The following is a 22,072-nucleotide window of genomic DNA, read 5'->3' as shown; positions in this document are numbered from 1 at the left end:
GTAGCATCAGGGAGGACTGAAGAATGCTATCATTGAAAACAATCCTGACGGGGACAGCGGTGTCGGCCACGATGGCCGGGTCGCTATTCGCCAATCCGTATGAACCTTACGAAGGGACGACGTTGGTGATCAACGTACCTGCGCACCCGCATTACAATGCGATGATGCAGGTGCTGCCCCAGTTCATGGAAGAGACGGGCATCGAGGTCGAGGTGGACCAGTTGCAATATCTCAAGATGCGCGAACGCCAGACGCTGGAACTGACCAAAGACGAGGGCGATTATGACATGATCGCCTATGTGGTCTTTTCCAAGGCCGATTACGTCTATGCGGATCAGTTGGAGAACCTGGCGAAGTATTTCATGAACCCTGCGCTGGCCGATCCGAACTATGACCAGTCGGATCTGATTGCAGGATATGTTCAGAACATAGGCGTCGCCGGTGGCCAAAAGGGGTATCTGCCCGGTCAGCTCGGTTCGGCTTTTGGCATCCCCTACGGCTCGGAGACCTCCGTTCTGGCTTACCGCAAGGACATCTTTGAAAAGCACGGCATCGGCGTGCCCGAGACCTATGACCAGTTGCTGGATGCGGCCTGCAAGATCCCCGAGGTCGAGCCCGGCATGGGCGGTATGGCCTCGCGGGCTGCCTCGGGTCACCAGGCGAGCCACGCGTTCCTGCTACATCTGGCACCGCTCGGCGGACGTGTGTTTGACGACAGCTGGGAGCCGATTATCAACAATGAGGCTGGTGTTGCTGCCGCCAATGCGCTGAAAACCATCGTTGATTGCGGCCCTGAGGGCAGCCAGACCTTTGGCCCTGCCGAAGCGGCAGCTGCCTTCCAGCAGGGCAACGCGGCCATGTTCATGGATAGCATCGCCTTTGCTGCCGGTTTTGAAGACCCCAGCAAATCCACCGTCGCGGGCAAAGTGGGCTATGCGCTACACCCCGAAGGCGTGCGTCGTGGCAGCCAGACCGGTGGCTTTGGCATCGCCATCCCCAAGAACGCCCAGAACAAGGAAGCGGCCTTTCTGCTGATGCAGTGGCTGACCTCCAAGAAAGGCGATCTGGCTGTGGCCATGGCGGGCGGCAACCCCTCGCGCTTCTCCACTTATGAGAACGCGGAGTTGAACGAGAAGTACCCCTATTCTGCCACCTTCGGCGAAGCGCTGAAGTACGCCGACCCGGACTGGCGCCCGATCATCCCCACCTGGGGCAAGATCAACGCCGACATCGGCACCACCATGAGCCAGGTGCTGACCGAGGACCTCGACCCGCAGGAAGCGCTGAACGGGGTGGCCGAGCGGGCGCGCGCGATCATGGACGAAGCCGGGTACTACACCTGGCAGTAGCGATCAGCTGCGCTGATCGAGTGGGACGGGCCAGCCCCGCCGTCCGAGTGGGGGTAGCCAGGTTTTCCAACGGAAACCCTGGCGCCCCACCCCCTGACCCGTCTGGGCGCTGACAACGAAAGTCGCCCCAACACCACTTCACCAACGGCCCCTGCGCATCCCTAACCCGCGCCGGGACGACCTGACCGCAAGCCTCTCGCAAACCGGATCCGCACCCCATGCAAATCGCCAACGCAAATCGGTTGACACCCTACCTGTTCCTCGCCCCTGCGGCTGTGATCATGGCGGTCGCCCTGCTCTATCCCATCGGCTACATGATCTATGCGAGCTTTCTGGACTGGAATCCCAGCCAGCGCATCGGCGAGGCGGAGTTCGTGGGCCTGCGCAACTACATTGGTCTGCTGAATGACGCGGCCTTTCTGGAAAGCTTCTGGGTCACCATCAAGTTTGCCGCCGTCGTGGTGACCATCGAAATGGTGCTGGGCGTCGGCCTCGCCCTGCTTCTGGATCGCAACATCCGCGGCATGTCGGCGCTGCGAACACTGTTCATCCTGCCGATGATGATCGCACCCATCGTGGTCGGGCTAATGTGGCGCTACATGTACCACCCGTCGGTGGGCATCTTTAATAAGACACTGAAATCACTTGGATTTGACCCCATCCCATGGCTCAGCGACGGTAACTGGGCCTTTGCCTCAGTGGTCATCGCGGACGTGTGGCAGTGGACACCCTTCATCTTTATCCTGTCGCTTGCAGCCCTCCAGTCGTTGCCGCAATCAGCGATGGAGGCCGCGCGCATCGATGGTGCCACCGGCTGGCAACAGATCGTCTACATCAAGCTGCCGCTGATGATGCCGGTGCTGATCGTGACGCTGCTCTTGCGCCTCATCGACGCCTTCAAGGTGCTGGAGGTGATCCTGGTGCTGACCAACGGTGGACCGGGTCTCTCGACCGAAATCCTGTCGCTCAGGATCTCCCGGACCGCATCGGAATTCCGCGAGTTGGGAGAGGCTGCCGCAATGTCGAACTACCTGCTCATCCTGCTGGTCATCCTTACGTTTGCGATGTTCGCCTACAACAAGGCCGTGGAGGCGCGCACCGCCCGTCTGCGCAAGGCCGCTGAGGAGGATCTGTGATGGCCGCCAAGACCTACGATCGGCAAAACCCGGCGTTTTACGCGTTGCTTGTAGCCTTGGTGGTGATGGCGGTGGGCCCCATCGTCATGATGCTGACGACCTCGCTGAAACTGAACGTCGACATCATGTCTGACAGCTCCTCGCTGCTCTTCATGCCGACGCTGCGAAACTACGAGACGGCGCTGTGCGACTTTCTTTGGTACGAGGCAGATCACATCACCTTTTGCGACAAGACCTTTGGACGCGCGCTGGTGAATTCACTCATCAGTGCGCTGGTCTCCACTGTCCTGACGCTCGTGATGGGCTGTATGGCGGCCTATGCGCTCGTGCGGTTCCGGTTCATGGGGCGCGATACGGTATCGCTTTCCACCCTTGCCATGCGCATGGTGCCGCCTGCGGTGCTACTGGTGCCGGTCTTTGGCATCTGGACATTTCAGTTCGGCATCGACGGCACCCGCGCGGGGATCATCCTGGTCTATGTGGCCATGAACCTGCCGTTTGTGATCTGGATCCTGCAGAGCTTTATCGTCCAGGTGCCCATTCAACTGGAAGAAGCGGCCCGCATGGATGGCGCCGGGCCATTCCAGGTGTTTTTCCTCGTGGTGCTGCCGCTGATCAAACCGGGGTTGGCGGCAGCCGCGATCTTTACGTTCCGGGTGGCGTGGAACGAGTTCCTGCTGGCCAACGCTCTGGCTGACCGCAATTCCCGTACGGTACCCGTTACCATCGTGAACTCCATCACTGAGTTCGATATCGACTGGGGCGTGATCATGGCGACGGGTATGCTGCTGGCTGTGCCACCGATCATCTTTACCTTCGTGGCGTCGCGCCAGATCATCACTGGCATGACGGCAGGCGCGGTCAAGGGCTGATGTGGGAGTGGCTTGCCGCGCCGATGGATGCCGCCCGCGCCCATGACGTGGGCTGGCACCTCAGCTGGCACGCCCGCACGATGGTGCTGGCCTGGGGGGTATTGGTGCCCATCGGCGTGCTGGTCGCGCGCTATTTCAAGATCGCTCCGGGACAGGATTGGCCCCGGTCACTGGACAGCCACTTCTGGTGGAACACCCACCGGATCTGCCAGTACAGCGCCTGTGCACTGATGGGGATCGGCCTGTGGCTGATCCTCAGCGCTCCTCCGCTTGCCGCAGCCCCCGGTCCGCACGGATTTCTGGGCTGGAGCATGCTCGTGCTGGCCCTCGCTCAGATCCTCGGCGGCATATTGCGCGGCACCAAGGGCGGCCCGACGGAACGCGCGGCCGACGGATCCTTGAGCGGAGATCACTACGATATGACGCCACGGCGGCTCGCCTTTGAATATATTCACAAGTCCGCAGGCTATCTGGCCTTGCTGCTCTCCGTGGCGACACTGGTATCCGGACTTTGGCAGGCCAACGCGCCCAACTGGATGGGGTTGGCCTTGGCGATCTGGTGGAGCGGACTGCTCGTGCTGGCGGTTCTCCTGCAGCGGCGCGGTATGGCCATCGACACCTATCAAGCCATCTGGGGGCCAGATCCCGCGCTGCCCGGCAACCGGCGCAAACCCATCGGCTTTGGTGTCACGCGCGTAGACGTCGAACGCCCCTGAAATCCGCCAGCCGGGGGCGCGCCGCCACGGGTCGGGCAGATCGGTAAAACTTGAGCTTTACACTTCGAGTAACGAATGGTCGCTAAGAAGATCGGACCGGTTCGAAGGGCGTGTGATGAAGCTGTCCGATGTCATCAAAGATTTCTTGTCGCTGACGCAGGACGCGGTCGGTGTGTCCTACTGCGCACCCGGCGACAAAAAGATGCGCTTGGTGCACGTGAACCCTGCCTATACGGCGCTTTTCGGTCAGGAACCCGAGGATGTTCTGGGCTTGCCGGTGGATGAAGTTCACGACAGCGAAACCTGGAACACATTTGCGGGCAAGGTCGATCCTTTGCTCAAATCGGGACAAAAGGAAATTCGGGTCGAGACCAGTTGCCTGCATGCCGATGGTCACAGGTTCTGGGCCAGTATCTCGCTTTTTGTCGTGCGTGATCCGGAAAGCGGCGGGCTCTTTTGCTGTGCGACCTTCCGCGATATTTCTGATCTGAAGGCCCGCGAGGATGCGGCCGCCAAGACATTGCAGGAACGTGATAAACTGATCGCAGAGCAGGAACGGATGTACGCGGAGCTGCTGTCCACCCAAAGCCGCATGTTATCGGCCATGAACGCCTACCCCGATCCGTTCGTTATCTACGACAAGGATCTGAGGCTGGTCGTCTGCAACAGAGCTTATCAGAGTTCCATGTCCACTGATCCAAACCGGATAAAGCCCGGCATGCATGCGCGGGATATCGTTAGCCATGCCTTCGACTGTGGGCTCATCGACGTCCCGACGGACAAACGCGACGGTTTCTTTCAGGCAATCGAAAACCCCGCGGAACTGGCACATACGATTGAGGACATCATGCTGCCGGACGATGTGCATCACCGCGTTCTGCGCAGCGTCGCCGAAGACGGCGACTGGGTGATCATCCGGATGAACATCACCGAACTGGTCCGCCAGCGCCGCAACGCCGAAGAACTGCAGGAACGCCTGCTATCGGCAATCAGTGCCTACCCTGCCCCCTTCTCTATCTACGACAGCAATATGCGGCTGGTGGTCTGGAATGAGGCGTATTTGGAAAGCTTGACGGCCAATCCCAATGATCTGAGCGCTGGCATGACCCTTGAGGAGGTCATGAAGATCGGTTTGCGAGAACAACGTTTTACCGAAGCGGTCGGTCGTGAGGAAGAGTGGCTCCGCACCACGCTCGAGCATGCCAAAGCGGCGACCCCAGTGGAGGATATGGAGCTTGCCGGTGATCAGCATCACCGCATCCTGCGGTCACGGTCGCACAATGGCGATTTGGTTGTTGTACGCCTGGATACAACCGAATTGGTGCGCCAACGCCGGGCCCTGCAAAAGACCCAAGACCGGTTGATCTCGGCCATCAACGCCTTCCCTGACCCGTTTTCCATCTACGACAGAGACTTGTGCCTGGTGATCTGGAACCCGGCATTTGCCCGGTTCCTCGGTGAGGATGCCAATCTGATCAAGGTGGGCATGCATGCCAACGAGGTCCTCTCCATCGCGATCAAAAACGGGCAGATCCCTGCGGCTGTCGGTCGAGAAAAAGAATGGCTGAGCGAATACGTCAATCCCGACATGACCAAGATCGAGGAAGAAGACTTCGAGATCGCGGGTGACCGCCACTACCGCATTATCCGGTCCCGTGCGGATAATGACGAAACACTGGTCCTGCGGCTGAACATGACGGAAACGGTGCGTCAACGTCGTGCATTGGAGGATTACGCGGCTCAACTGGAGCGCGCCAACCAGCAGATCACGTTCGAAGCATTGCACGATCAATTGACCGGGCTCGGCAACCGGCGATATCTCAGCGAGCGTTTCGACGAGTTGTCCAAACTCCGAAGGACGAAAGGCGGCGAACTCGCCGCGCTGCACATTGACTTGGACCGTTTCAAGCAGATTAACGATACCATAGGTCATGCGGCGGGCGATCAGGTGTTGCGCGATGTTGCGCGCCGGATTCGCACCAATGTACGCAGAAACGATGTTGTCGCCCGGATCGGCGGTGATGAATTCGTGATCCTGCTGCACTTGCCAGTGATCAGCGACCGACCGCAGCAACTGGCGGACGCGCTGCTGGTCGATCTGGTGAAACCCACCATTTTTGAGGGTCGGGAATGCCGCTTTGGTGCCTCGATTGGCATTGCGCATACACCCCTCGCCAATGAAGAGGATCTTTTGACCAATTCCGATGTTGCGCTTTACAAGGCGAAACGCGCGGGTCGCGGCCAAATGGCAATCTTTGATCAATCCGACATCGAAGAAATGCGTGCTACCAAGCGCTTGGCCGACGACATTATCCGCGCGCTGGAAGGCAGAGAATTCGAACCGCACTATCAGCCACAGGTCGACGCCCGCACCGGCGAAGTGGTGGGGCTCGAGGCACTGGCGCGCTGGCGCCATCCAACCCGCGGCATTCTGCCGCCCGAGGTCTTTTTGGGCGTTGCGACAGATCTGAATGTGGTGGCGAACATCGACCGGATGATCTTTGAAAAAGCGGTCGAAGAGTGTCAGTCCGCTTTTGCGCGTATGCCCCATGTGCCAAGCCTCTCATTCAACGTCAGTGCCAACCGTCTGCAATGCCACGAGATTGAGGAGATCGGCAGGCTGGCCAGGAGCTATGCTGGCAAGATCGCCTTCGAACTGCTGGAGACGATCTTTCTCGAAGAGGAAAGCGAAGCCTTCATGCTGCAGCTTGATCAGCTGCGCGAGTTGGGCATATCGCTGGAGGTGGATGATTTCGGCAGCGGTCGTGCCTCGATTGTTGCCCTGCAACGGATCTCCCCCAACCAACTCAAGATCGACAGACGCCTGGTCACGCCGATGGCACGGGGGAACAATGCGACCCGACTGGTTCGTTCGATCATCGACATCGGCTATGCTCTGGATATCGGTGTCACGGCCGAAGGGGTGGAAACGGCTGAACAAGCTCAACTTTTGGGTGAACTGGGCGCCGAACGCCTGCAGGGGTACTTCTTTTCCCAACCGTTACCGCTGTCTGAACTACTGGACTACTTGTCACGGAGCGAGCCGGAAGCGCGTTTGGGGACCGGCTGACGCTACACTATGCGGGGTACAGGATCGCGCGGCAAAACGGTCAATCAAGATGCCAGTATGGCAAGAACCTCGGCCACAGCGTCTTGTGACAGCTGAGGCATTGGAACATGCTCAGGGTCATTGTCTCTGCCGATGATCGCACCGTTCCACCGCGCATCCGCAGCAGAAGTCGACCAAGACCTTCACCTTGGAGCGGGAGTACCACCCGGGATGCCGACCAAGGGACGATGGGACATGCTGTGTTGACGGTTAGTTGGCAGGTCGTTTGACAGAGTTTCGCGGGCTTGCTGATGCGGTTTCCGCCGGTGGTCTGTCGCAGTTGACATCCGGTCAGATCAGGCGAGCCTTAGCCGTCCAGCGCTAGAGCTCAGGTCCTCCAGAAAGCTGCGCATCGCGGTTGCATCCATCGGACGCGCCAACCCATACCCCTGCAAGTAACAACAGTTCATCTTTTGCAAAAGGTGCACGTGCTCTGTCGTCTCGACGCCTTCGGCAACCACCCGAATGTCAAGCATCTCTCCGATCCCGATAATCGTCTCGACCAATGCGCGCTGCTGCTCGGATCCGACGATGGGCTGGATAAGCGAACGATCAATCTTCAACCGTTTCGGCAAAATCTCCAGCAAGCTGGCTATGGATGCGTGACCACTGCCGAAATCATCAATCTCGATGTCGATACCCATCTGATTTATCATTCTCAGATTTCGGTCTATCACGTCGTTCCGCGCATCCAGAAAGGCCGACTCCAGAAGCTCAAACGACAGCTTGCGCGCCGGCAACTCAAGCGCCCGCAACTGATCGCCAAGGCTCGGATCATTCAGACGATGCGACGACACGTTGACCGATATTTGCGGTACCGCGAGCCCCGCGGCTTCCCAGCTCTGCATGTCATGCAACGCCCGGCGCAGCACAAGTTCGTCGAATTGCGCCAAAAGCCCCATGTCCTCGGCTGTCTGAAGGAATTCACCGGGCATCAGGAGCCCGAAACGGTCGCTTTCCCACCGCACCAGCGCCTCCAGTCCGGTCAGTTCGAGGGTCTTGGTATCGAACTGGGGCTGATAGTGGCAGGTGATCTCGCCCTGCTCGAACCCGGCAAGCAGCGCATCAAAGGAATTCTTGCGCTGCTGTGCTGCCTCTTTCATCGCGCCATTAAAGAACCTTACCCGCCCCCGACCGGCTTTCTTCGCCTCATAGAGAGCGAGATCAGCATCTATGAAAAGGTTACTTTCGGGATCGGGCTGGCCTTCGGCGACCGCGATCCCGATGCTTGTACCAATGTTGCACTCGTGAGCGTAGTAGTGAAACGGCTGTGACATATGGCGGATAATACGCTCGGCGGTTTCCGTTAACGCGGCATCATCCGGTGCGTCAAAGACCAGTGCCGCAAACTCATCGCCCCCGATGCGGGATACCAGCGCACCGTCGGGCGCATGGCTACGCAGAATGCTGGCAGCATGTTTCAGCGTCTCGTCACCGGCATCATGCCCCATGGTGTCGTTGATCTGCTTGAATTGGTCGATGTCGAAATGCATCACAGCGACCCGCGTGCCTGCGTCCAGTCCGGTGTTGAGCAGTTCGCTATACACATCGTCCAGACGGCGACGGTTGGCCAGCCCGGTCAATGCGTCGTGTCGGCTTTCATGTTCCAGCATGGCACGCGCTTCTTCCAACTCCTGCGCGCGCATCTTGTCCTCGGTGATATCGAAATTTATCCCGTAATATCGCGGCCCTGTTGCACTGTCTCTGACATATTTGCCTCGGGTTCGAATGTACCGGACCTCGCCGTCTGGGGTCATGCAGCGATAATCGAAGGCCACATCGGCCCCTCTCTCGGTACAGTCCTGTGTATAGGCAAACGCCTCGGCCCGGTCATCGGGGTGGATGTAGTTCATCCAGTCCGAGCCCGGCCGTATGTTGCGCCCATCGGTGATGCCGAAGATGTTCAGCAACCTGTCGTCCCAAAACGCCTCGTCAGCGTTGATCTTGTACTCCCACCGGGCCATCCCGGCCGCTTCCATGGCCACGTCGAGGCGTTCGGCCATACGCTGGCTTTCAAGTTCCATCACCTTGATGTCGTTGATGTCGGTGTCTGTCCCGATTACCTCGACGGGGTAGCCATCCGAATTTCGCCGGAGCACCCGACCACGGCTCATGAACCAGATCCAGCGCCCGTCCCTATGGCGTTGACGGTACTTTTGATTGATCAGATTGGTCTCGCCCCGATCCACGCGGCGCTTTTCCTCCTGAGCGTGCGCTCGGTCGTTCGGATGTACCGTAGCCAGCCAGTTGTCGACCATATCGACCGCTCGCTCATCAGCGCTCAAACCGCGCTGGCGACGCCAGGTTTCCGAAAAGAAGTAAGTGCCTTTTTCAAAATCATGATGCCATACACCCTGATTTGCGTTGATGGTGGCGGCCTTCCAGCGCCCGGCATCCGGCGCAACCGATGCCGCACCAACGTGGCGATCCAGTAGCACGGTGACATCACTTTCCATCACGGCGATGGTTGTGGGAAAACCGTCCGGATCGCGTGCGGATACTGTGCCTTCCATCAAGATGGTAAGATCCGTGCCTCCATCCTTGATCCGGCAGAGAGCCTGCATCCTGTCATCCGTCCCACTCAAAAGCTTGGCCAGAGCATGGGTCACCCCGCGCACATCCGCCGGATCGACCAGCATCAAAAGGGATTGGATCGACTCAGGCTCCTCTGACAAGACAAGTGTCCGCGGTTCGTGGACTGCTATACACGTACCACTGCCAGCCTCCATATCCCATGCGCGCTTGGGTATGTTTCCAGGCAAAGGCAGGATTGTCATCGGTCGGTAATCCACCGGTTGGGCCAGTTGACACAGAAAAAAACCGCTGACCTCGGGTGCGCCCATCAGCGCGGTTGCCACAAATTCAGCGCCGCTTGGGTCAGGTCCCGTGGGCAGCAGCGCGCAGTCAATGGCGCTCTTGCCCGCGCGGACCCGCGTCAGATGCTCGAGCGTTCGCGCGCGCGCATGATCGGGTAGGATATCTGCCACCTTTGTGGCGCCGACAGGCAACAATCCCCATGCCGCGGGGTTGGCCGCGACGATATCGTTGTCAGCGTCCAGCACAAAGGCGGGCGTTCCGATCGCCTCTACCAACGGTCCGAAAACCTGCGCCTGACCCGTCGTCCTCGCGTGCATCTCGACCCTAACACACCAACCAGCGTCCTTGGTAGCAGTTTGCCTTTAAGGCGTTGTTATCAAATCAAATATGTCTCGATTTTTCCCAATTTATCTATAGTGTTGCGCGTCAGGAAACCGGCCGCGACGCAAGCCAGCGCCGATAGGATGCGGGTGCAGAAAGCGATTGATCTGCCGGAGGCGCTCTGCCACTCTCAGGTTGATCTGCGGGGGTACGCCAAGTGACCTGACGACCGCCAACCCTGTATGAAAACGGACCACCTTTGGATGAGGCCCGCAGGCACCTTCAATCCTGGCGTCTGATCCGTTCCGAAGGTGCTGACCCAACGATGTTTTTGCGTCAACGCGCGTTGTCTTCAGTGAAGCGGGTCACGCCCGAAAAACATGCGCCGGAGACCTAAGACCGAGCACGCTCATCTCGGCATCTGCGTATTTCCATCGCATTGCCGCAGACCACAGCCTATACCTGCGGAGATTTTCGGCAGATTCAGGGAGATGGCCGCATGCATCTGGCGCTGATCGGATACGGCAACATCGGACGCGAAACGGCAAACCTGCTGAGCAGCCGCCCTGTGGAAAAGCTGACAGTGCTGGTGCGGTCGTCGGCTGTCGTGCCCGTTTTACAGGATCCCGCCTTGCGCACGGCAGCGACCTCGGTCGAAGTCACCGACGATCTGGAAACGCTGGTTACCGCGGCGCCGGATCTGACGATCGAATGCGCCGGTCAGGAGGCCGTGGCCCGCTACGCGCCCGCGCTGCTCACAGCGGCGCGGACCGTCCTGATTGTTTCCACCGGAGCGCTGGCAGATCAAAACCTGTCCGATAGGCTGCGCGCTGCGGCAGAGGACGGCGGGGGTCGGCTCATTCTTCCATCGGGGGCCATCGGTGGTATCGATCTGCTGTCGGCACTTACGCTTTCGGGCAACATGGAGCTTCAGTACATCGCAACCAAACCACCTGCGGCGTGGCGCGACACTTCGGCGGAAGAGGTCTGCGATCTGAGCGCACTCCAGGAGCCCTGTGCTTTCTTTCGGGGAAATGCACGTACCGCCGCGCAGCGCTACCCCAAGAACGCCAATGTCGCGGCCACACTGGCGCTCGCCGGTCCGGGTTTCGAGAGCACGCAAGTGACGTTGGTGGCGGACCCGAATGCAAGCGGCAATATGCACGCCTATGAGGTAGACTGTCCCGCGGGCCGTTTCTCGATGCAAATCGAAAATGCCCCGAGTGCGGGCAACGCCAAAACCTCCCTGGCCACGGTCTACAGTGTCCTGCGCGAAATCAACCGGCTTCGCGACAGGGTGACGATCTGACCGGGCACCTGCCTGAGCCTCCGGCGAGGCCAAACACTCTTCGATGTACGCAGGAGCATCATCTATGATTGTACGGTTTGAAGACCACCCCTTGGCGAGATCGCAGGCCCTGCTCGCTAAAACCCTTCATTAATAGCGAGAGATCACCTGAGCCGGATCAAATCAGCAAATGACGCCGAGCTACTTCGTCTCGTCGGCGCGGGAGCTGCACTTTTTGACCTGCCGCGTCCGATTTATAGACCGCGTCGCGAATACGGATCACATCAAGGTAATCGCGCGCCTCGTTCTCCAGCGGCGCGCCATCCACCAGCGCCAAGACCACATGCTGCTGTAGCAGATAGACGCAATCACCACCGAAACCCGGAGAGCTGTCCGCGGGTAGCACCGTTTCGGTTGTCTGGTGGCCGTGCGCACGCAAGATCACCGACCCATCACCGGATAGGCTCAGGCTGCCCTCAGTGCCTTCGAAACGGGCCTCTCCCATGGTCCGACGCTGATTGTCTGACGCGTGATCACAATGACGATTGCCATCAAAGAGCGTCCGAACACCGCGCGGATGATCAAAAAGGATAAAGCCTGCATCCTCGCCTTTGATCACCGGGTTGATCCGGCGCAGGTCGGCGTAGACCGCATGCGGATTGCCGAAGAGATAGCGAAAGGTGTCAATCCAGTGGACGGCCGTCTCATGCACCAGAAACTGAGGCATCTTCTGAAAGTAAGGTTGCCGGTCCAGATAGGCATTGGGTCCCTGACCGTCCCCGGGGCGCAGGTGAAACTGCCCCTGAAGCGGCAGGCCGATACGCCCGGCATCTATCTCGGTCTTGATGGCCCGGTACCACGGCATGAAGCGGAAATTCTCATGTACAATCAGCTGCGCCCCTGCCCGCTCTGCCAGCAGAATCACGCCTTCGGCCTCCTCAAAGCTTTCGCAGAAAGGTTTTTGACAGATGATCGTCTGCACCCCCGCATCAATCGCAGTCAGGATCGCCTTTCGGTGCGCGGTGGGTGGCAGGATGATGTCCAAGATGTCGGGGATTTCCGCATCGAGCATCGCCTCCAGACTGGAAAAGGAAGGGCGTCCGAGTGCCTCCGCCGCCTCAAGACGCAGATCGGCGGTGGCGATGCGCCGAACCTGCGGCAGACGCTCCCAGGCTTCATGGTGAAACTGGCTGAAATAGCCTGCCCCAAGGCAAGCGACCGTGAGTTCGGGTCCTTTCGTCATGACGCGGCAAGCTGCTCAATTACTGCGTTCGCCACGTCGTCGGTCCGTGCGGATCCCCCCAGATCACCGGTCAATACGTCGCCCTTGGCGATCGTCGCCTCACAGGCGAGCCGCAGCCGCGTGCCGTCGGTGATCAGCCTATCGGTGCCATGGCGCTGGCCCAACCATTCCAGCATCATCGCGGCCGACAGGATCATCGCTATAGGATTGGCCACACCCTGGCCTGCGATGTCAGGCGCGGAGCCGTGACAGGGCTGAAACACCGCGTGGTCATGCCCGATGTCGGCCGAAGGCGCCACACCGAGCCCGCCCATCAAACCTGCACCCAGATCCGACAGGATGTCGCCAAACATATTCTCGGTGACCAGTACATCAAATGCCCAGGGCTTTTGCACGAACCAGAGCGCCATGGCGTCCACGTAGGCGTGGGCGCTTTGCAGCTCAGGATGGCGCGCAGCCTCTGCATCGAAGATTGCCCGGAAAAAGGCAAAGGCGCGAAACACGTTGGCCTTATCGACGCAGGTTACCTGCCCCGGACCCTGACCCGATGCCTTGCGTCTCGCGGCCAAATCAAAGGCAAAGGCGAAAAGCGCTTGGGAGGTTTCGCGGGTGATCAGCAGCGTTTCGCGCGCTTCATCCTCTGTCACCTCACCGCAGCCTTGGGTGTGAAACAACCCTTCGGTGCTTTCACGGATCAGAACAAAATCCACCTGCTGATCGGGCGGCAGGTTCAGAGGTATCTTTTGACCCGGAAAGATCCGCACCGGCCGCACGCCCGCGAATAGGTTGAGCTTTTTGCGCAGATCAATCTGGGGAGAGATCTCTGTTCCGTCGGGGTACCGGACGGACGGCAGGCCCATGGCCGACAACAGAATCGCGTCGGCGTTGCGTGCCGCCTGAAGCGAGGCTTCGGGTAGCGACACGCCCGTCTGCGCATAGAGTGCGGCCCCCGCCGGGCACTGCTTGAACTGCAATGTATACTCGCCGTCTGTGGCCAGCCGCTCCAGTATCCTTAACGTCGGCTGAGTAATCTCTGGTCCGATACCGTCCCCGGAAAAAACGGCGATATCAAAGGTTTCTTTCATAAGCTTGCGCACCCTGTGGTAAGTCTTGGTAAGGTGCCTTCCATGTGGTGCAGCACCGCTTGCGATCAATGTATGCAATAACGTATGCGTTAAAGACAAGAGAAATGAAGACGGAAAAGGCTCATGTTCGCAGTGGTTGTAACCTTCCAGATCAAACCCGAGCATATCACGGATTTCATGCCGTTGATGCTGCAGAATGCGCAGACCTCGCGGCGTGAGGAGCCGGGATGCCACCAGTTCGATGTCGCCACCTCTCCCGACCGACCGGGAGAGGTTTTTCTCTATGAACTTTATGACGACGAAGCGGCTTTCGAGGCGCATCTGAAGACCACGCATTTCAAGACCTTTGACGAAAAGACCGCACCCATGATCGCCGCAAAGACGGTGATCACCTATGCCGAGGTGGTGCAATGAACGTCTGGGAGATCTTTGCGGTCAAATACGCCGATCGCAACGCGCGAACCCGCGGTGACAGTTTTATCTTCGATGACAACCATGATGCGCCGCACCCGATGGATTACTTCATTTGGGTGCTCCGCCGGGGGTCGGAGGTCATTCTGGTCGACACCGGGTACGAGGCCGGCGAAGCGCTGCGTCGCGACAGGCCGATCCGTCAGGACCCTGTCGCCTCGCTCGCACCGCTGGGCCTGACACCGGAGTCGATCACTCAAGTGATTGTCACCCATCTGCACTATGATCACGCGGGCGGGTTGCATCTGTTTCCCAGTGCGACGCTGCACATGCAGGCCGCAGAGATGGCCTATGCCACCGGCCCGTGCATGTGCCACGACACGCTGCGGATGCCGTTCACAGCCGACCATATCTGCGAGGTAGTTCGGCGGCTTTATTCCGGACAGGTGGTATTTCACGACGGTGATGCGGAGATTGCAGAGGGCGTCACAGTGCATTGCATCGGCGGGCACAGCCGCGGTCTACAGGCAGTGCGGGTGCGCACGGCAGCGGGTTGGCTGGTGCTGGCCTCGGATGCGGCGCATTACTACGAGAACGTCTTTGCCCGCAAACCCTTTCCCATCGTCGTTGATCTGCAGAACATGCTGGAGGGGTTCGACCGGTTGCATGACCTTGCCAGCGCGCCGCAGTTGATCGTGCCGGGGCATGATCCCCTGGTGACGCGAGCGTTTCCAGCGGCGATGGCCGATCACATCTGGCGGCTGGATCACGGCCCGCGCGACACAGCGCTCCTTGATCTACCCTGACGCGAAACCCTGCCCGGAAATAGGGCAGTTTGGCACGCCACGAACCGCATGGTCCGGCGCGCTATGGTCAAACCGCGACGCGCGTGTGAGATTGCTCTGAGAAAATCGCCCGCCCGAAAGCAATCCGCCTTGCTCATGACCCCTGCCACCTTGCTGGACCAGCCGCGCGCCCTCGGCACCGCGCGCGTAGAGAGCAAGGGGCGTGCGGGTCGATCCTGCATCGCCGATCTGCATATGGCGGGCGCGCTCAAGCTGCTGTTTCCGCGCAGTTCGGGGCCCTTGCACGTCGTTGCCATCAACAGCGCAGGTGGGATCACCGGTGGCGACCGGTTCGACCTGACCGCAGAAGCGGGCGCGGAGTCCACCCTTGTGCTGACCACGCAAGCGGCGGAGCGGGCCTACCGCGCGCAGCCGGGTCAAACCGGCAAGGTGACAACGCGTCTCAGCGTCCGGGCGGGCGCATCGCTGCGCTGGCTGCCGCAGGAGACAATCCTTTACGAATGCGCCGCACTGTCCAGGCGGCTCGAGGTAGATCTGGAGTTGGACGCGCGGTTTTTGATGGTGGAGCCGGTGATTTTCGGACGCACGGCCATGGGCGAAGAGGCGCGCGGCCTGCGCTTTCGCGACCGGATCCGCATTCACCGGGCAGGCCAGCCGATCTATGCGGATGGTGTGGACCTGATGGGTGACGTGCCCGCACAGCTTGACCGACCGGCAGTGGGCGACGGTGCGCGCGCCATGGCCAATCTGGTCTGTGTCGCGCCGGAGGCCGAGGCCCATCTGGGGACAGTACGCCAGATGGCGGGGCCCCTGGCCGGTGCCAGCCTGCTGGGCCCGGATATACTGGTGATGCGGATGCTGGCGCGCGATGGCTTTGACCTGCGCCGTCATCTCGTGCCTATACTGGAATACCTGACCGACAATGATCTACCTGCAAGCTGGAGACTGTGACCGATGCAGCTGACCCCTCGTGAAAAAGACAAACTGCTGATCGCAATGGCGGCAGAGGTGGCCCGCAAACGGCTGGCGCGTGGCGTCAAGCTGAACCACCCCGAGGCGATTGCGCTGATCACCGATGCGGTGGTGGAAGGCGCCCGCGATGGCCGGTCGGTCGCGGACATGATGCAGGCCGGGGCACAGGTCATCACACGCGCGCAATGCATGGACGGGGTGCCCGAGATGATCCACGATGTGCAGGTTGAGGCGACCTTTCCGGACGGTACGAAACTGGTGACGGTGCACGATCCCATCCGGTAGAATTTGAGTTCATTTGGCAAGATGAAAGAGCAGGAAGCACATATGATCCCGGGCGAAGTCTTTGTTGCCAGTGGTGACATCACGTTGAACGAGGGTGCCGAGGCGATCACGCTGATGGTCGCCAATACTGGAGACAGACCCGTGCAGGTCGGCAGTCATTACCATTTTGCCGAGAGTAATGGCGCGCTGGATTTTGACCGCGCCGCGGCCCGTGGATGCAGGCTCGATATTGCTGCCGGGACAGCTGTGCGCTTTGAGCCCGGTCAGCGGCGTGAAGTTCAGCTGATCCCGCTGTCGGGCGCGCGCCGGGTATTCGGCTTCAACGGCCAGGTGATGGGCGATTTGTAAGGGTTTCAGGGAGGAGACAGGGAAATGTGTGATATCTGTGTGATCAATGCCGTGAAGGACAGAATGCTGTCGCGGCGCGATTTCTTTCGCACGACGGCTGCGGTCGGGGCGGCGGCGAGTTTGGGGGCTGTCGCCGCCGCACCGCCCGCGCTGGCCGCCGGGCATGGCGGGGTGGTGGACATGAGCCACAAGCTGAGCCCGGAGTTTCCGACGTTTTTCGGGGTGCCGGGGATCTCGATGGAGCAGCAGTTCAATTTTGCGGAGCATGGGTTCAACCTCATGAACCTCAGCATCAACGAGCACACGGCCACGCACATCGATGCGCCGCTTCATTTTTCGGCGGATGGGGCGTCGGTCGATGAGATCCCGGTACGTGATCTGGTGGTGCCGCTTTGTGTGATCGACATTGCCGGGAAGGCCGAAGCTGACCCGGATGCGCAGGTGACACCCGATGATCTGAAGGCCTGGATTGCGGCCAATGGGGAGATCCCCGACCGGGCCTGTATTGCGATGCATTCGGGCTGGGCAGGCAAGACGGATGGGCCGGGGTACGTCGGCAATGATGCGGATGGGGTGAAGCATTTCCCCGGATTTCACATTGAGGCCACGCAAATGCTTCTGGAGGAAACAACGGCGGTCGCGATGGCGGTGGATACGCTCTCGCTCGATCATGGGCCGTCGGCGGATTTTGCCACGCATTACGCCTGGTTGCCGTCGGGTCGCTACGGGATCGAGAACCTTGCAGGGCTGGGCGATGTGCCTGGGGCAGGTGCCACATTGGTCGTCGGCGCGCCAAATCACGTGGGCGGCACCGGTGGTCCCGCGCGCATCTTTGCGATGGTCTGATGCAGGTGCGACGGGTCATATGCAACGGTAGGCTCACGAGGCTGGCGATAGCGATCTGCCTCGTCAGCCCCGCCGTGGCGCAGGAGCTGGACTGCACAGAACCCGTGACGCAGATTGAAATGACGGGCTGTGCCGGGCGCGCGGCGGAGGCGGCGGATCGCGAATTGAACGATGTCTGGCAACAGACCATGGCCCGCGTCAAAGAAAGCGATGCCGCCGGTCCTGGCCATACCCCGTCGGGCGAGCAGATCCTGCGGGGTGCGCAACGGACCTGGATCTCGTTCCGCGATCAGGCTTGCAGCGCCGAGGCGACCATCGCCCGGGGCGGCTCCATGGCCAATCAGCTGTTTTTGTCGTGCCTGGAGCGGCTGACCCTGCGCCGCAACGAAGACCTGCGCTTATTTCTCATGACCAACTGATCAGGATCACCCACATGCCTGCCACGATATCCCGCACCAATTATGCCGCCATGTTCGGCCCGACCACGGGCGACAAGGTCCGGCTTGCCGATACCGACTTGATCATCGAGGTGGAGCGCGATCACACCGCTTATGGCGAAGAGGTGAAATTCGGCGGTGGCAAGGTCATCCGCGATGGCATGGGGCAGTCCCAGGTGACCCGGGCCGAGGGCGCTGTCGATACTGTGATTACCAACGCGCTGATCGTCGATCACTCCGGCATCTACAAGGCGGATGTTGGGCTGAAGGACGGGCGCATCCACAAGATCGGCAAGGCGGGCAACCCGGACACTCAGCCGGCCGTCGATATCATCGTCGGCCCGGGAACGGAGGCGCTGGCGGGCGAGGGGAAGATCCTGACCGCCGGTGGGTTCGACAGCCACATTCACTTCATCTGCCCTCAGCAAATCGAGGACGCGCTGCATTCAGGTATCACCACGCAACTGGGCGGCGGTACGGGCCCCGCGCATGGCACACTGGCCACCACCTGCACGCCCGGTCCGTGGCACATCGGGCGCATGCTGCAGAGCGTGGATCACTTCGCCATGAACATCGGTGTTTCGGGCAAAGGGAACGCGAGCCAACCTGCCGCGCTGGTCGAGATGGTTGAGGGCGGCGCCTGCGCGCTCAAGCTGCATGAGGACTGGGGCACGACACCCGCCGCCATCGACTGCTGCCTGAGCGTCGCCGACGACATGGACGTGCAGGTGATGATCCACACGGATACGCTCAATGAAAGCGGGTTTGTGGAAGATACTGTCGCGGCAATGAAAGGCCGCACGATCCACGCGTTTCATACCGAGGGCGCAGGCGGCGGTCATGCGCCCGATATTATCAAGATCTGCGGCGATGCAAATGTGCTGCCCTCTTCTACCAATCCGACGCGGCCCTTCACGGTCAACACCCTCGAAGAGCATCTGGACATGCTCATGGTGTGCCACCACCTGGACAAGTCCATCCCCGAGGATGTCGCCTTTGCCGAGAGCCGCATCCGGCGCGAGACGATTGCGGCAGAAGATATCCTGCACGACATGGGGGCCTTTTCGATCATTGCCTCTGACAGCCAGGCCATGGGGCGCGTGGGTGAGGTGCTGATCCGCACCTGGCAGACCGCTGACAAGATGAAGAAGCAGCGCGGGCGACTGCCGGAAGAGACCGGTGAGAACGACAATCTGCGCGTGCGCCGCTACATCGCGAAATATACCATCAATCCCGCCATCGCCCACGGTATCAGCCACGAGATCGGCTCCATCGAGGAAGGCAAGCGCGCGGATCTGTGCCTGTGGAATCCAGCCTTTTTCGGTGTGAAGCCGGAGATGGTGCTGATGGCGGGCACCATCGTCTGCGCCCAGATGGGGGATCCGAATGCGTCGATCCCGACGCCGCAGCCGGTCTTTACCCGGCCGATGTTCGGCAGCTTCGGCCGGTCCGTCGAACGCTCCTCGGTGACCTTTGTGAGCGCGGCGGCAGAGGCCGCAGGGATCAAGGGCAGCCTTGGGCTGGCCAAGGACGTGGTGGCCGTCAAGGGCACCCGCGGGATCGGCAAAAAGGATCTGGTGTTGAACGACGCACTGCCCAAGATCGAGGTGAACCCCGAGACCTACGAGGTCCGCGCCGACGGCGAGCTGCTGACCTGCCAGCCAGCAGAAGTGCTGCCCATGGCCCAGAGGTATTTTCTGTTTTGATGCCGCTCTCCGCACCGGACAGGATGGCTGTCGAAGCCTACGGTTATCTGCAGGCCGCCCAGACCATCGTGGAAACCCCGGAAAGCTCAGCTCAGTTGCGCGCGTCCGTGCTCTACCTGGTGGGTCGGGGCTTTGAGCTGTCGATGGTGCAAGGGGTAACGGAGGCTGGCGGCGAGGTCCCCGCCGAGGGTGCGGGGCTGATCGACGTCTGGAAGGATGCGGCGCTGGACGTCTACCGTGAAACCTGCCGCGAGAATTGCGTCGACGCCTGGGAGGCGGCTGCGCGTTCGGATCCGCTCGACGATGATTTTACCGAAAACCCGTGGTTCGTTTTTCAGGACCACATCATGAAGCTCGATGACATCTACGGTGCGGGCAAAGAAACCGCGCTGACACAGAGGATGGAGGATCACATGACCGGCCCCATGCCGTTTCTCGTGCTCGACACGATGCTCAAGACGACGCGCGACAGATTGGGCGCGTTGCCGGACCGGGCAGGAAGCGCGTGACCGGGTGGCTTGCCCAGAAGGTTGTCCATGCTCGTGACGCTGACGACCACGTCACGCTCGACTATGACGCGCGCTTTCTGCGACGAAAGGTTCTGACCACCGACGGGGGCGCGCAGCTGCTGGTGGATCTGCCCAAGACGACGTCGCTCAACGCCGGCGACGCGCTGGAAACCAGCGAGGGCACGCGGATCGGCATTCGCGCAGCCCCCGAGCCACTCTTGCAGATCACCGGTGACGATCTGCACCGGGTCGCCTGGCACATCGGCAACCGGCACACCCCGTGCCAGATCGAAGCGGACCGTTTGCTGATCCAGCGCAACCACGTCATGGCGGACATGCTGGCGCAGCTTGGCGCAACTGTCACCGAGGTTACCGCGCCGTTTACGCCCGAAGGGGGCGCCTACGGGCACGGACGCACGCATAGTCATGATCACAGCGCCGAACATGGCCCCGGCGCGCATACGCATGAGCACTGACGTCCTGACCCTCACCCAATGGCTGTCGCCGGGGTTTCCGGTCGGTGCCTTTGCCTATTCGCACGGGCTGGAGACTGCCATTGCCGACGGTCGGATTGCCAGCGTCCGCAGTTTCGAAGCGTGGCTGCACGATCTCGTGGCGTTCGGTGGCGGACGGGCAGATATCGTACTGCTCGGGGCTGCCTACCGCGCGGTACCGGAAGACGTGCCCGTGATCGACGCGACAGCCCGCGCCTTTGCGGCCAGTGCCGGGCGTCTGCGCGAAACCGCGGATCAGGGACAGGCCTTTTGCCGGACCGTCGATGCGATCTGGCACACGCGCCTCGGTGCGCTGTGCTACCCTGTTGCCGTGGGGCGGGCGGCAAGTGAGCGCGACCTGTCGCTCGACCTGACGGCGGCGCTCTACCTGCAGGCCTTTGCGGCAAATCTGGTCTCTGCGGCAGTGCGCCGTATCCCCCTCGGCCAGACCGAAGGGCAGGACTTGCTGGCCCGTATGGCCCCGCTGGTCACGCAGACTGTGGACGACGCGATGGGCACACCCTTGACCGACCTCACCTCCGCCTGCTTTGCCGCGGACATCGCAGCCATGCAGCACGAAACCCTCTATTCAAAGGTCTTTCGCACATGAAACTGAACGGCCCTCTTCGTATCGGCATCGGCGGCCCCGTCGGGGCGGGTAAAACCACACTGACCGCCGCCCTCGCCCGCGCGCTCACCCCCGAGCACTCCGTCGGCGTCATCACCAACGACATCTATACTCAGGAGGATGCAGAAGCGCTGATGCGGCTGCAGATCCTCCCGCAGGACAGGGTGATCGGGGTCGAGACCGGCGGGTGCCCCCATACGGCCATTCGCGAGGATGCGTCGATCAACCTGGCAGCAGTCGCCGAGATGCAATCTCGCCATCCGGAGATCGAAGCCATCCTGATCGAGAGCGGCGGCGACAACCTGAGCGCAACGTTTTCCCCTGAGCTGGCGGATGTGACCCTCTATGTGATCGACGTCGCCGCGGGCGAGGAAATCCCCCGCAAGGGTGGCCCGGCAATTACACGGTCAGACATCCTGATCATCAACAAGACCGATTTGGCCCCTCATGTGGGCGCGTCTTTGGAGGTGATGGAGCGCGATGCCGCGCGGATGCGGGCCGGACGGCCCTTTTTCTTCACAGCCCTCAGGCATGGGCGGGGCGTTCCGGGAGTGATCCGGGCGCTGCGCGAAATCTCGGGCCTGGGTCTGTTGCAAGCATAGCGCATCTGCCTGGAAGTAAATCTCCCGGCAAGCGCGCTGCGCTCCGCCATGATGATCGTCTAACCCGACCGCAGCCTTTACCGCGCCAACCG

21 protein-coding genes are annotated in these 22,072 nt (G+C 60.8%); 18 read left to right on the top strand and 3 right to left on the bottom strand.

The window, feature by feature from the left end; translation table 11 throughout:
* Positions 1–23: 23 nt before the first annotated feature.
* The 5 genes from Q1A53_RS06450 (at position 24) to Q1A53_RS06430 (ending at position 7,143) form a co-directional block, all read left to right on the top strand.
* On the top strand, positions 24–1,349 hold the full coding sequence (locus tag Q1A53_RS06450; protein WP_299964155.1) for an extracellular solute-binding protein: 1,326 nt from the start codon (positions 24–26) through the stop codon (positions 1,347–1,349).
* A gap of 218 nt (positions 1,350–1,567) precedes the next feature.
* The gene (locus Q1A53_RS06445; RefSeq protein WP_299964152.1) at positions 1,568–2,485 is read left to right on the top strand and encodes a sugar ABC transporter permease; all 918 of its coding nucleotides are present in this window, start codon (positions 1,568–1,570) and stop codon (positions 2,483–2,485) included.
* On the top strand, positions 2,485–3,357 hold the full coding sequence (locus Q1A53_RS06440; RefSeq protein WP_299964150.1) for a carbohydrate ABC transporter permease: 873 nt from the start codon (positions 2,485–2,487) through the stop codon (positions 3,355–3,357). The genes Q1A53_RS06445 and Q1A53_RS06440 overlap by 1 nt, the downstream gene beginning before the upstream one ends.
* A complete protein-coding gene (locus Q1A53_RS06435) occupies positions 3,357–4,073 on the top strand; it encodes a cytochrome b561 domain-containing protein (RefSeq protein ID WP_299964148.1) in 717 nt (238 codons plus the stop codon). Before Q1A53_RS06440 ends, Q1A53_RS06435 begins: the two co-directional genes overlap by 1 nt.
* 115 nt (positions 4,074–4,188) lie before the next feature.
* Complete coding sequence (locus Q1A53_RS06430) at positions 4,189–7,143, top strand: EAL domain-containing protein (RefSeq protein WP_299964146.1); 2,955 nt, start codon at positions 4,189–4,191, stop codon at positions 7,141–7,143.
* A 335-nt stretch (positions 7,144–7,478) separates the two neighbouring features.
* Here Q1A53_RS06430 and Q1A53_RS06425 read toward each other — a convergent pair whose 3' ends face one another.
* Entirely contained in the window at positions 7,479–10,316 is a 2,838-nt protein-coding gene (locus Q1A53_RS06425; RefSeq protein WP_299964144.1) for a GGDEF and EAL domain-containing protein, read from the bottom strand.
* Between the two features lie 503 nt (positions 10,317–10,819).
* Between Q1A53_RS06425 and Q1A53_RS06420 the strand changes: the two genes are divergently transcribed.
* On the top strand, positions 10,820–11,629 hold the full coding sequence (locus Q1A53_RS06420) for an aspartate dehydrogenase (RefSeq protein ID WP_299964142.1): 810 nt from the start codon (positions 10,820–10,822) through the stop codon (positions 11,627–11,629).
* Between the two features lie 157 nt (positions 11,630–11,786).
* Here the strand turns inward: Q1A53_RS06420 and Q1A53_RS06415 are convergent, their stop codons facing one another.
* Positions 11,787–12,851 carry a Gfo/Idh/MocA family oxidoreductase gene (locus Q1A53_RS06415; RefSeq protein ID WP_299964137.1) on the bottom strand — a complete coding sequence of 355 codons (1,065 nt, stop codon included), beginning with the start codon at positions 12,849–12,851 and terminating at the stop codon, positions 11,787–11,789.
* Positions 12,848–13,936, bottom strand: coding sequence for an isocitrate/isopropylmalate family dehydrogenase (locus Q1A53_RS06410; protein ID WP_299964136.1), 1,089 nt, complete (start codon positions 13,934–13,936; stop codon positions 12,848–12,850). The genes Q1A53_RS06415 and Q1A53_RS06410 overlap by 4 nt, the downstream gene beginning before the upstream one ends.
* 123 nt (positions 13,937–14,059) lie before the next feature.
* Between Q1A53_RS06410 and Q1A53_RS06405 the strand changes: the two genes are divergently transcribed.
* The 12 genes from Q1A53_RS06405 (at position 14,060) to ureG (ending at position 21,980) form a co-directional block, all read left to right on the top strand.
* A complete protein-coding gene (locus tag Q1A53_RS06405; RefSeq protein ID WP_299964135.1) occupies positions 14,060–14,350 on the top strand; it encodes a putative quinol monooxygenase in 291 nt (96 codons plus the stop codon).
* A complete protein-coding gene (locus tag Q1A53_RS06400; RefSeq protein WP_299964134.1) occupies positions 14,347–15,153 on the top strand; it encodes an MBL fold metallo-hydrolase in 807 nt (268 codons plus the stop codon). The genes Q1A53_RS06405 and Q1A53_RS06400 overlap by 4 nt, the downstream gene beginning before the upstream one ends.
* 135 nt (positions 15,154–15,288) lie before the next feature.
* The gene (locus Q1A53_RS06395; protein WP_299964133.1) at positions 15,289–16,104 is read left to right on the top strand and encodes an urease accessory protein UreD; all 816 of its coding nucleotides are present in this window, start codon (positions 15,289–15,291) and stop codon (positions 16,102–16,104) included.
* 3 nt (positions 16,105–16,107) lie between these two features.
* Positions 16,108–16,410, top strand: coding sequence for an urease subunit gamma (locus tag Q1A53_RS06390; RefSeq protein WP_299964132.1), 303 nt, complete (start codon positions 16,108–16,110; stop codon positions 16,408–16,410).
* 42 nt (positions 16,411–16,452) lie between these two features.
* A complete protein-coding gene (locus tag Q1A53_RS06385) occupies positions 16,453–16,758 on the top strand; it encodes an urease subunit beta (protein WP_299964473.1) in 306 nt (101 codons plus the stop codon).
* A gap of 24 nt (positions 16,759–16,782) precedes the next feature.
* Positions 16,783–17,604 (top strand): cyclase family protein, encoded by an 822-nt coding sequence (locus Q1A53_RS06380; RefSeq protein WP_299964131.1) that lies wholly within the window; start codon positions 16,783–16,785, stop codon positions 17,602–17,604.
* Between the two features lie 104 nt (positions 17,605–17,708).
* Positions 17,709–18,023 carry a lysozyme inhibitor LprI family protein gene (locus Q1A53_RS06375; RefSeq protein ID WP_299964130.1) on the top strand — a complete coding sequence of 105 codons (315 nt, stop codon included), beginning with the start codon at positions 17,709–17,711 and terminating at the stop codon, positions 18,021–18,023.
* Positions 18,024–18,037: 14 nt separating this feature from the next.
* Complete coding sequence (gene ureC / locus Q1A53_RS06370) at positions 18,038–19,747, top strand: urease subunit alpha (protein ID WP_299964129.1); 1,710 nt, start codon at positions 18,038–18,040, stop codon at positions 19,745–19,747.
* A complete protein-coding gene (locus Q1A53_RS06365; RefSeq protein ID WP_299964128.1) occupies positions 19,747–20,256 on the top strand; it encodes a hypothetical protein in 510 nt (169 codons plus the stop codon). Before ureC ends, Q1A53_RS06365 begins: the two co-directional genes overlap by 1 nt.
* On the top strand, positions 20,253–20,732 hold the full coding sequence (ureE, locus tag Q1A53_RS06360; RefSeq protein ID WP_299964127.1) for an urease accessory protein UreE: 480 nt from the start codon (positions 20,253–20,255) through the stop codon (positions 20,730–20,732). The genes Q1A53_RS06365 and ureE overlap by 4 nt, the downstream gene beginning before the upstream one ends.
* Positions 20,722–21,360, top strand: a complete 639-nt coding sequence (locus Q1A53_RS06355; protein WP_299964126.1) for an urease accessory UreF family protein — start codon at positions 20,722–20,724, stop codon at positions 21,358–21,360. Before ureE ends, Q1A53_RS06355 begins: the two co-directional genes overlap by 11 nt.
* On the top strand, positions 21,357–21,980 hold the full coding sequence (ureG, locus tag Q1A53_RS06350) for an urease accessory protein UreG (protein ID WP_299964125.1): 624 nt from the start codon (positions 21,357–21,359) through the stop codon (positions 21,978–21,980). The genes Q1A53_RS06355 and ureG overlap by 4 nt, the downstream gene beginning before the upstream one ends.
* Positions 21,981–22,072 lie beyond the last annotated feature (92 nt).

Origin of the sequence: uncultured Roseobacter sp. (assembly GCF_947496515.1) — a bacterium.
GTDB lineage: Bacteria > Pseudomonadota > Alphaproteobacteria > Rhodobacterales > Rhodobacteraceae > Roseobacter.
The sequence above is the reverse complement of the archived record's forward strand: the minus strand, read 5'-3'. Positions and strand labels throughout refer to the sequence as shown.

What these genes read in the sequence shown, in the direction of transcription:
- Q1A53_RS06405 (WP_299964135.1), top strand. Translation starts at nt 14,060, where the DNA reads ATGTTCGCAGTGGTTGTAACCTTCCAGATCAAACCCGAGCATATCACG.
- Q1A53_RS06450 (WP_299964155.1), top strand. Translation starts at nt 24, where the DNA reads ATGCTATCATTGAAAACAATCCTGACGGGGACAGCGGTGTCGGCCACG.
- Q1A53_RS06425 (WP_299964144.1), bottom strand. Translation starts at nt 10,316, where the DNA reads ATGCACGCGAGGACGACGGGTCAGGCGCAGGTTTTCGGACCGTTGGTA.
- Q1A53_RS06410 (WP_299964136.1), bottom strand. Translation starts at nt 13,936, where the DNA reads ATGAAAGAAACCTTTGATATCGCCGTTTTTTCCGGGGACGGTATCGGA.
- Q1A53_RS06430 (WP_299964146.1), top strand. Translation starts at nt 4,189, where the DNA reads ATGAAGCTGTCCGATGTCATCAAAGATTTCTTGTCGCTGACGCAGGAC.
- Q1A53_RS06355 (WP_299964126.1), top strand. Translation starts at nt 20,722, where the DNA reads ATGAGCACTGACGTCCTGACCCTCACCCAATGGCTGTCGCCGGGGTTT.
- Q1A53_RS06445 (WP_299964152.1), top strand. Translation starts at nt 1,568, where the DNA reads ATGCAAATCGCCAACGCAAATCGGTTGACACCCTACCTGTTCCTCGCC.
- Q1A53_RS06415 (WP_299964137.1), bottom strand. Translation starts at nt 12,851, where the DNA reads ATGACGAAAGGACCCGAACTCACGGTCGCTTGCCTTGGGGCAGGCTAT.
- Q1A53_RS06365 (WP_299964128.1), top strand. Translation starts at nt 19,747, where the DNA reads ATGCCGCTCTCCGCACCGGACAGGATGGCTGTCGAAGCCTACGGTTAT.
- Q1A53_RS06420 (WP_299964142.1), top strand. Translation starts at nt 10,820, where the DNA reads ATGCATCTGGCGCTGATCGGATACGGCAACATCGGACGCGAAACGGCA.
- Q1A53_RS06380 (WP_299964131.1), top strand. Translation starts at nt 16,783, where the DNA reads ATGTGTGATATCTGTGTGATCAATGCCGTGAAGGACAGAATGCTGTCG.
- ureC (WP_299964129.1), top strand. Translation starts at nt 18,038, where the DNA reads ATGCCTGCCACGATATCCCGCACCAATTATGCCGCCATGTTCGGCCCG.
- Q1A53_RS06385 (WP_299964473.1), top strand. Translation starts at nt 16,453, where the DNA reads ATGATCCCGGGCGAAGTCTTTGTTGCCAGTGGTGACATCACGTTGAAC.
- ureG (WP_299964125.1), top strand. Translation starts at nt 21,357, where the DNA reads ATGAAACTGAACGGCCCTCTTCGTATCGGCATCGGCGGCCCCGTCGGG.
- Q1A53_RS06400 (WP_299964134.1), top strand. Translation starts at nt 14,347, where the DNA reads ATGAACGTCTGGGAGATCTTTGCGGTCAAATACGCCGATCGCAACGCG.
- Q1A53_RS06440 (WP_299964150.1), top strand. Translation starts at nt 2,485, where the DNA reads ATGGCCGCCAAGACCTACGATCGGCAAAACCCGGCGTTTTACGCGTTG.
- Q1A53_RS06435 (WP_299964148.1), top strand. Translation starts at nt 3,357, where the DNA reads ATGTGGGAGTGGCTTGCCGCGCCGATGGATGCCGCCCGCGCCCATGAC.
- Q1A53_RS06390 (WP_299964132.1), top strand. Translation starts at nt 16,108, where the DNA reads ATGCAGCTGACCCCTCGTGAAAAAGACAAACTGCTGATCGCAATGGCG.
- Q1A53_RS06395 (WP_299964133.1), top strand. Translation starts at nt 15,289, where the DNA reads ATGACCCCTGCCACCTTGCTGGACCAGCCGCGCGCCCTCGGCACCGCG.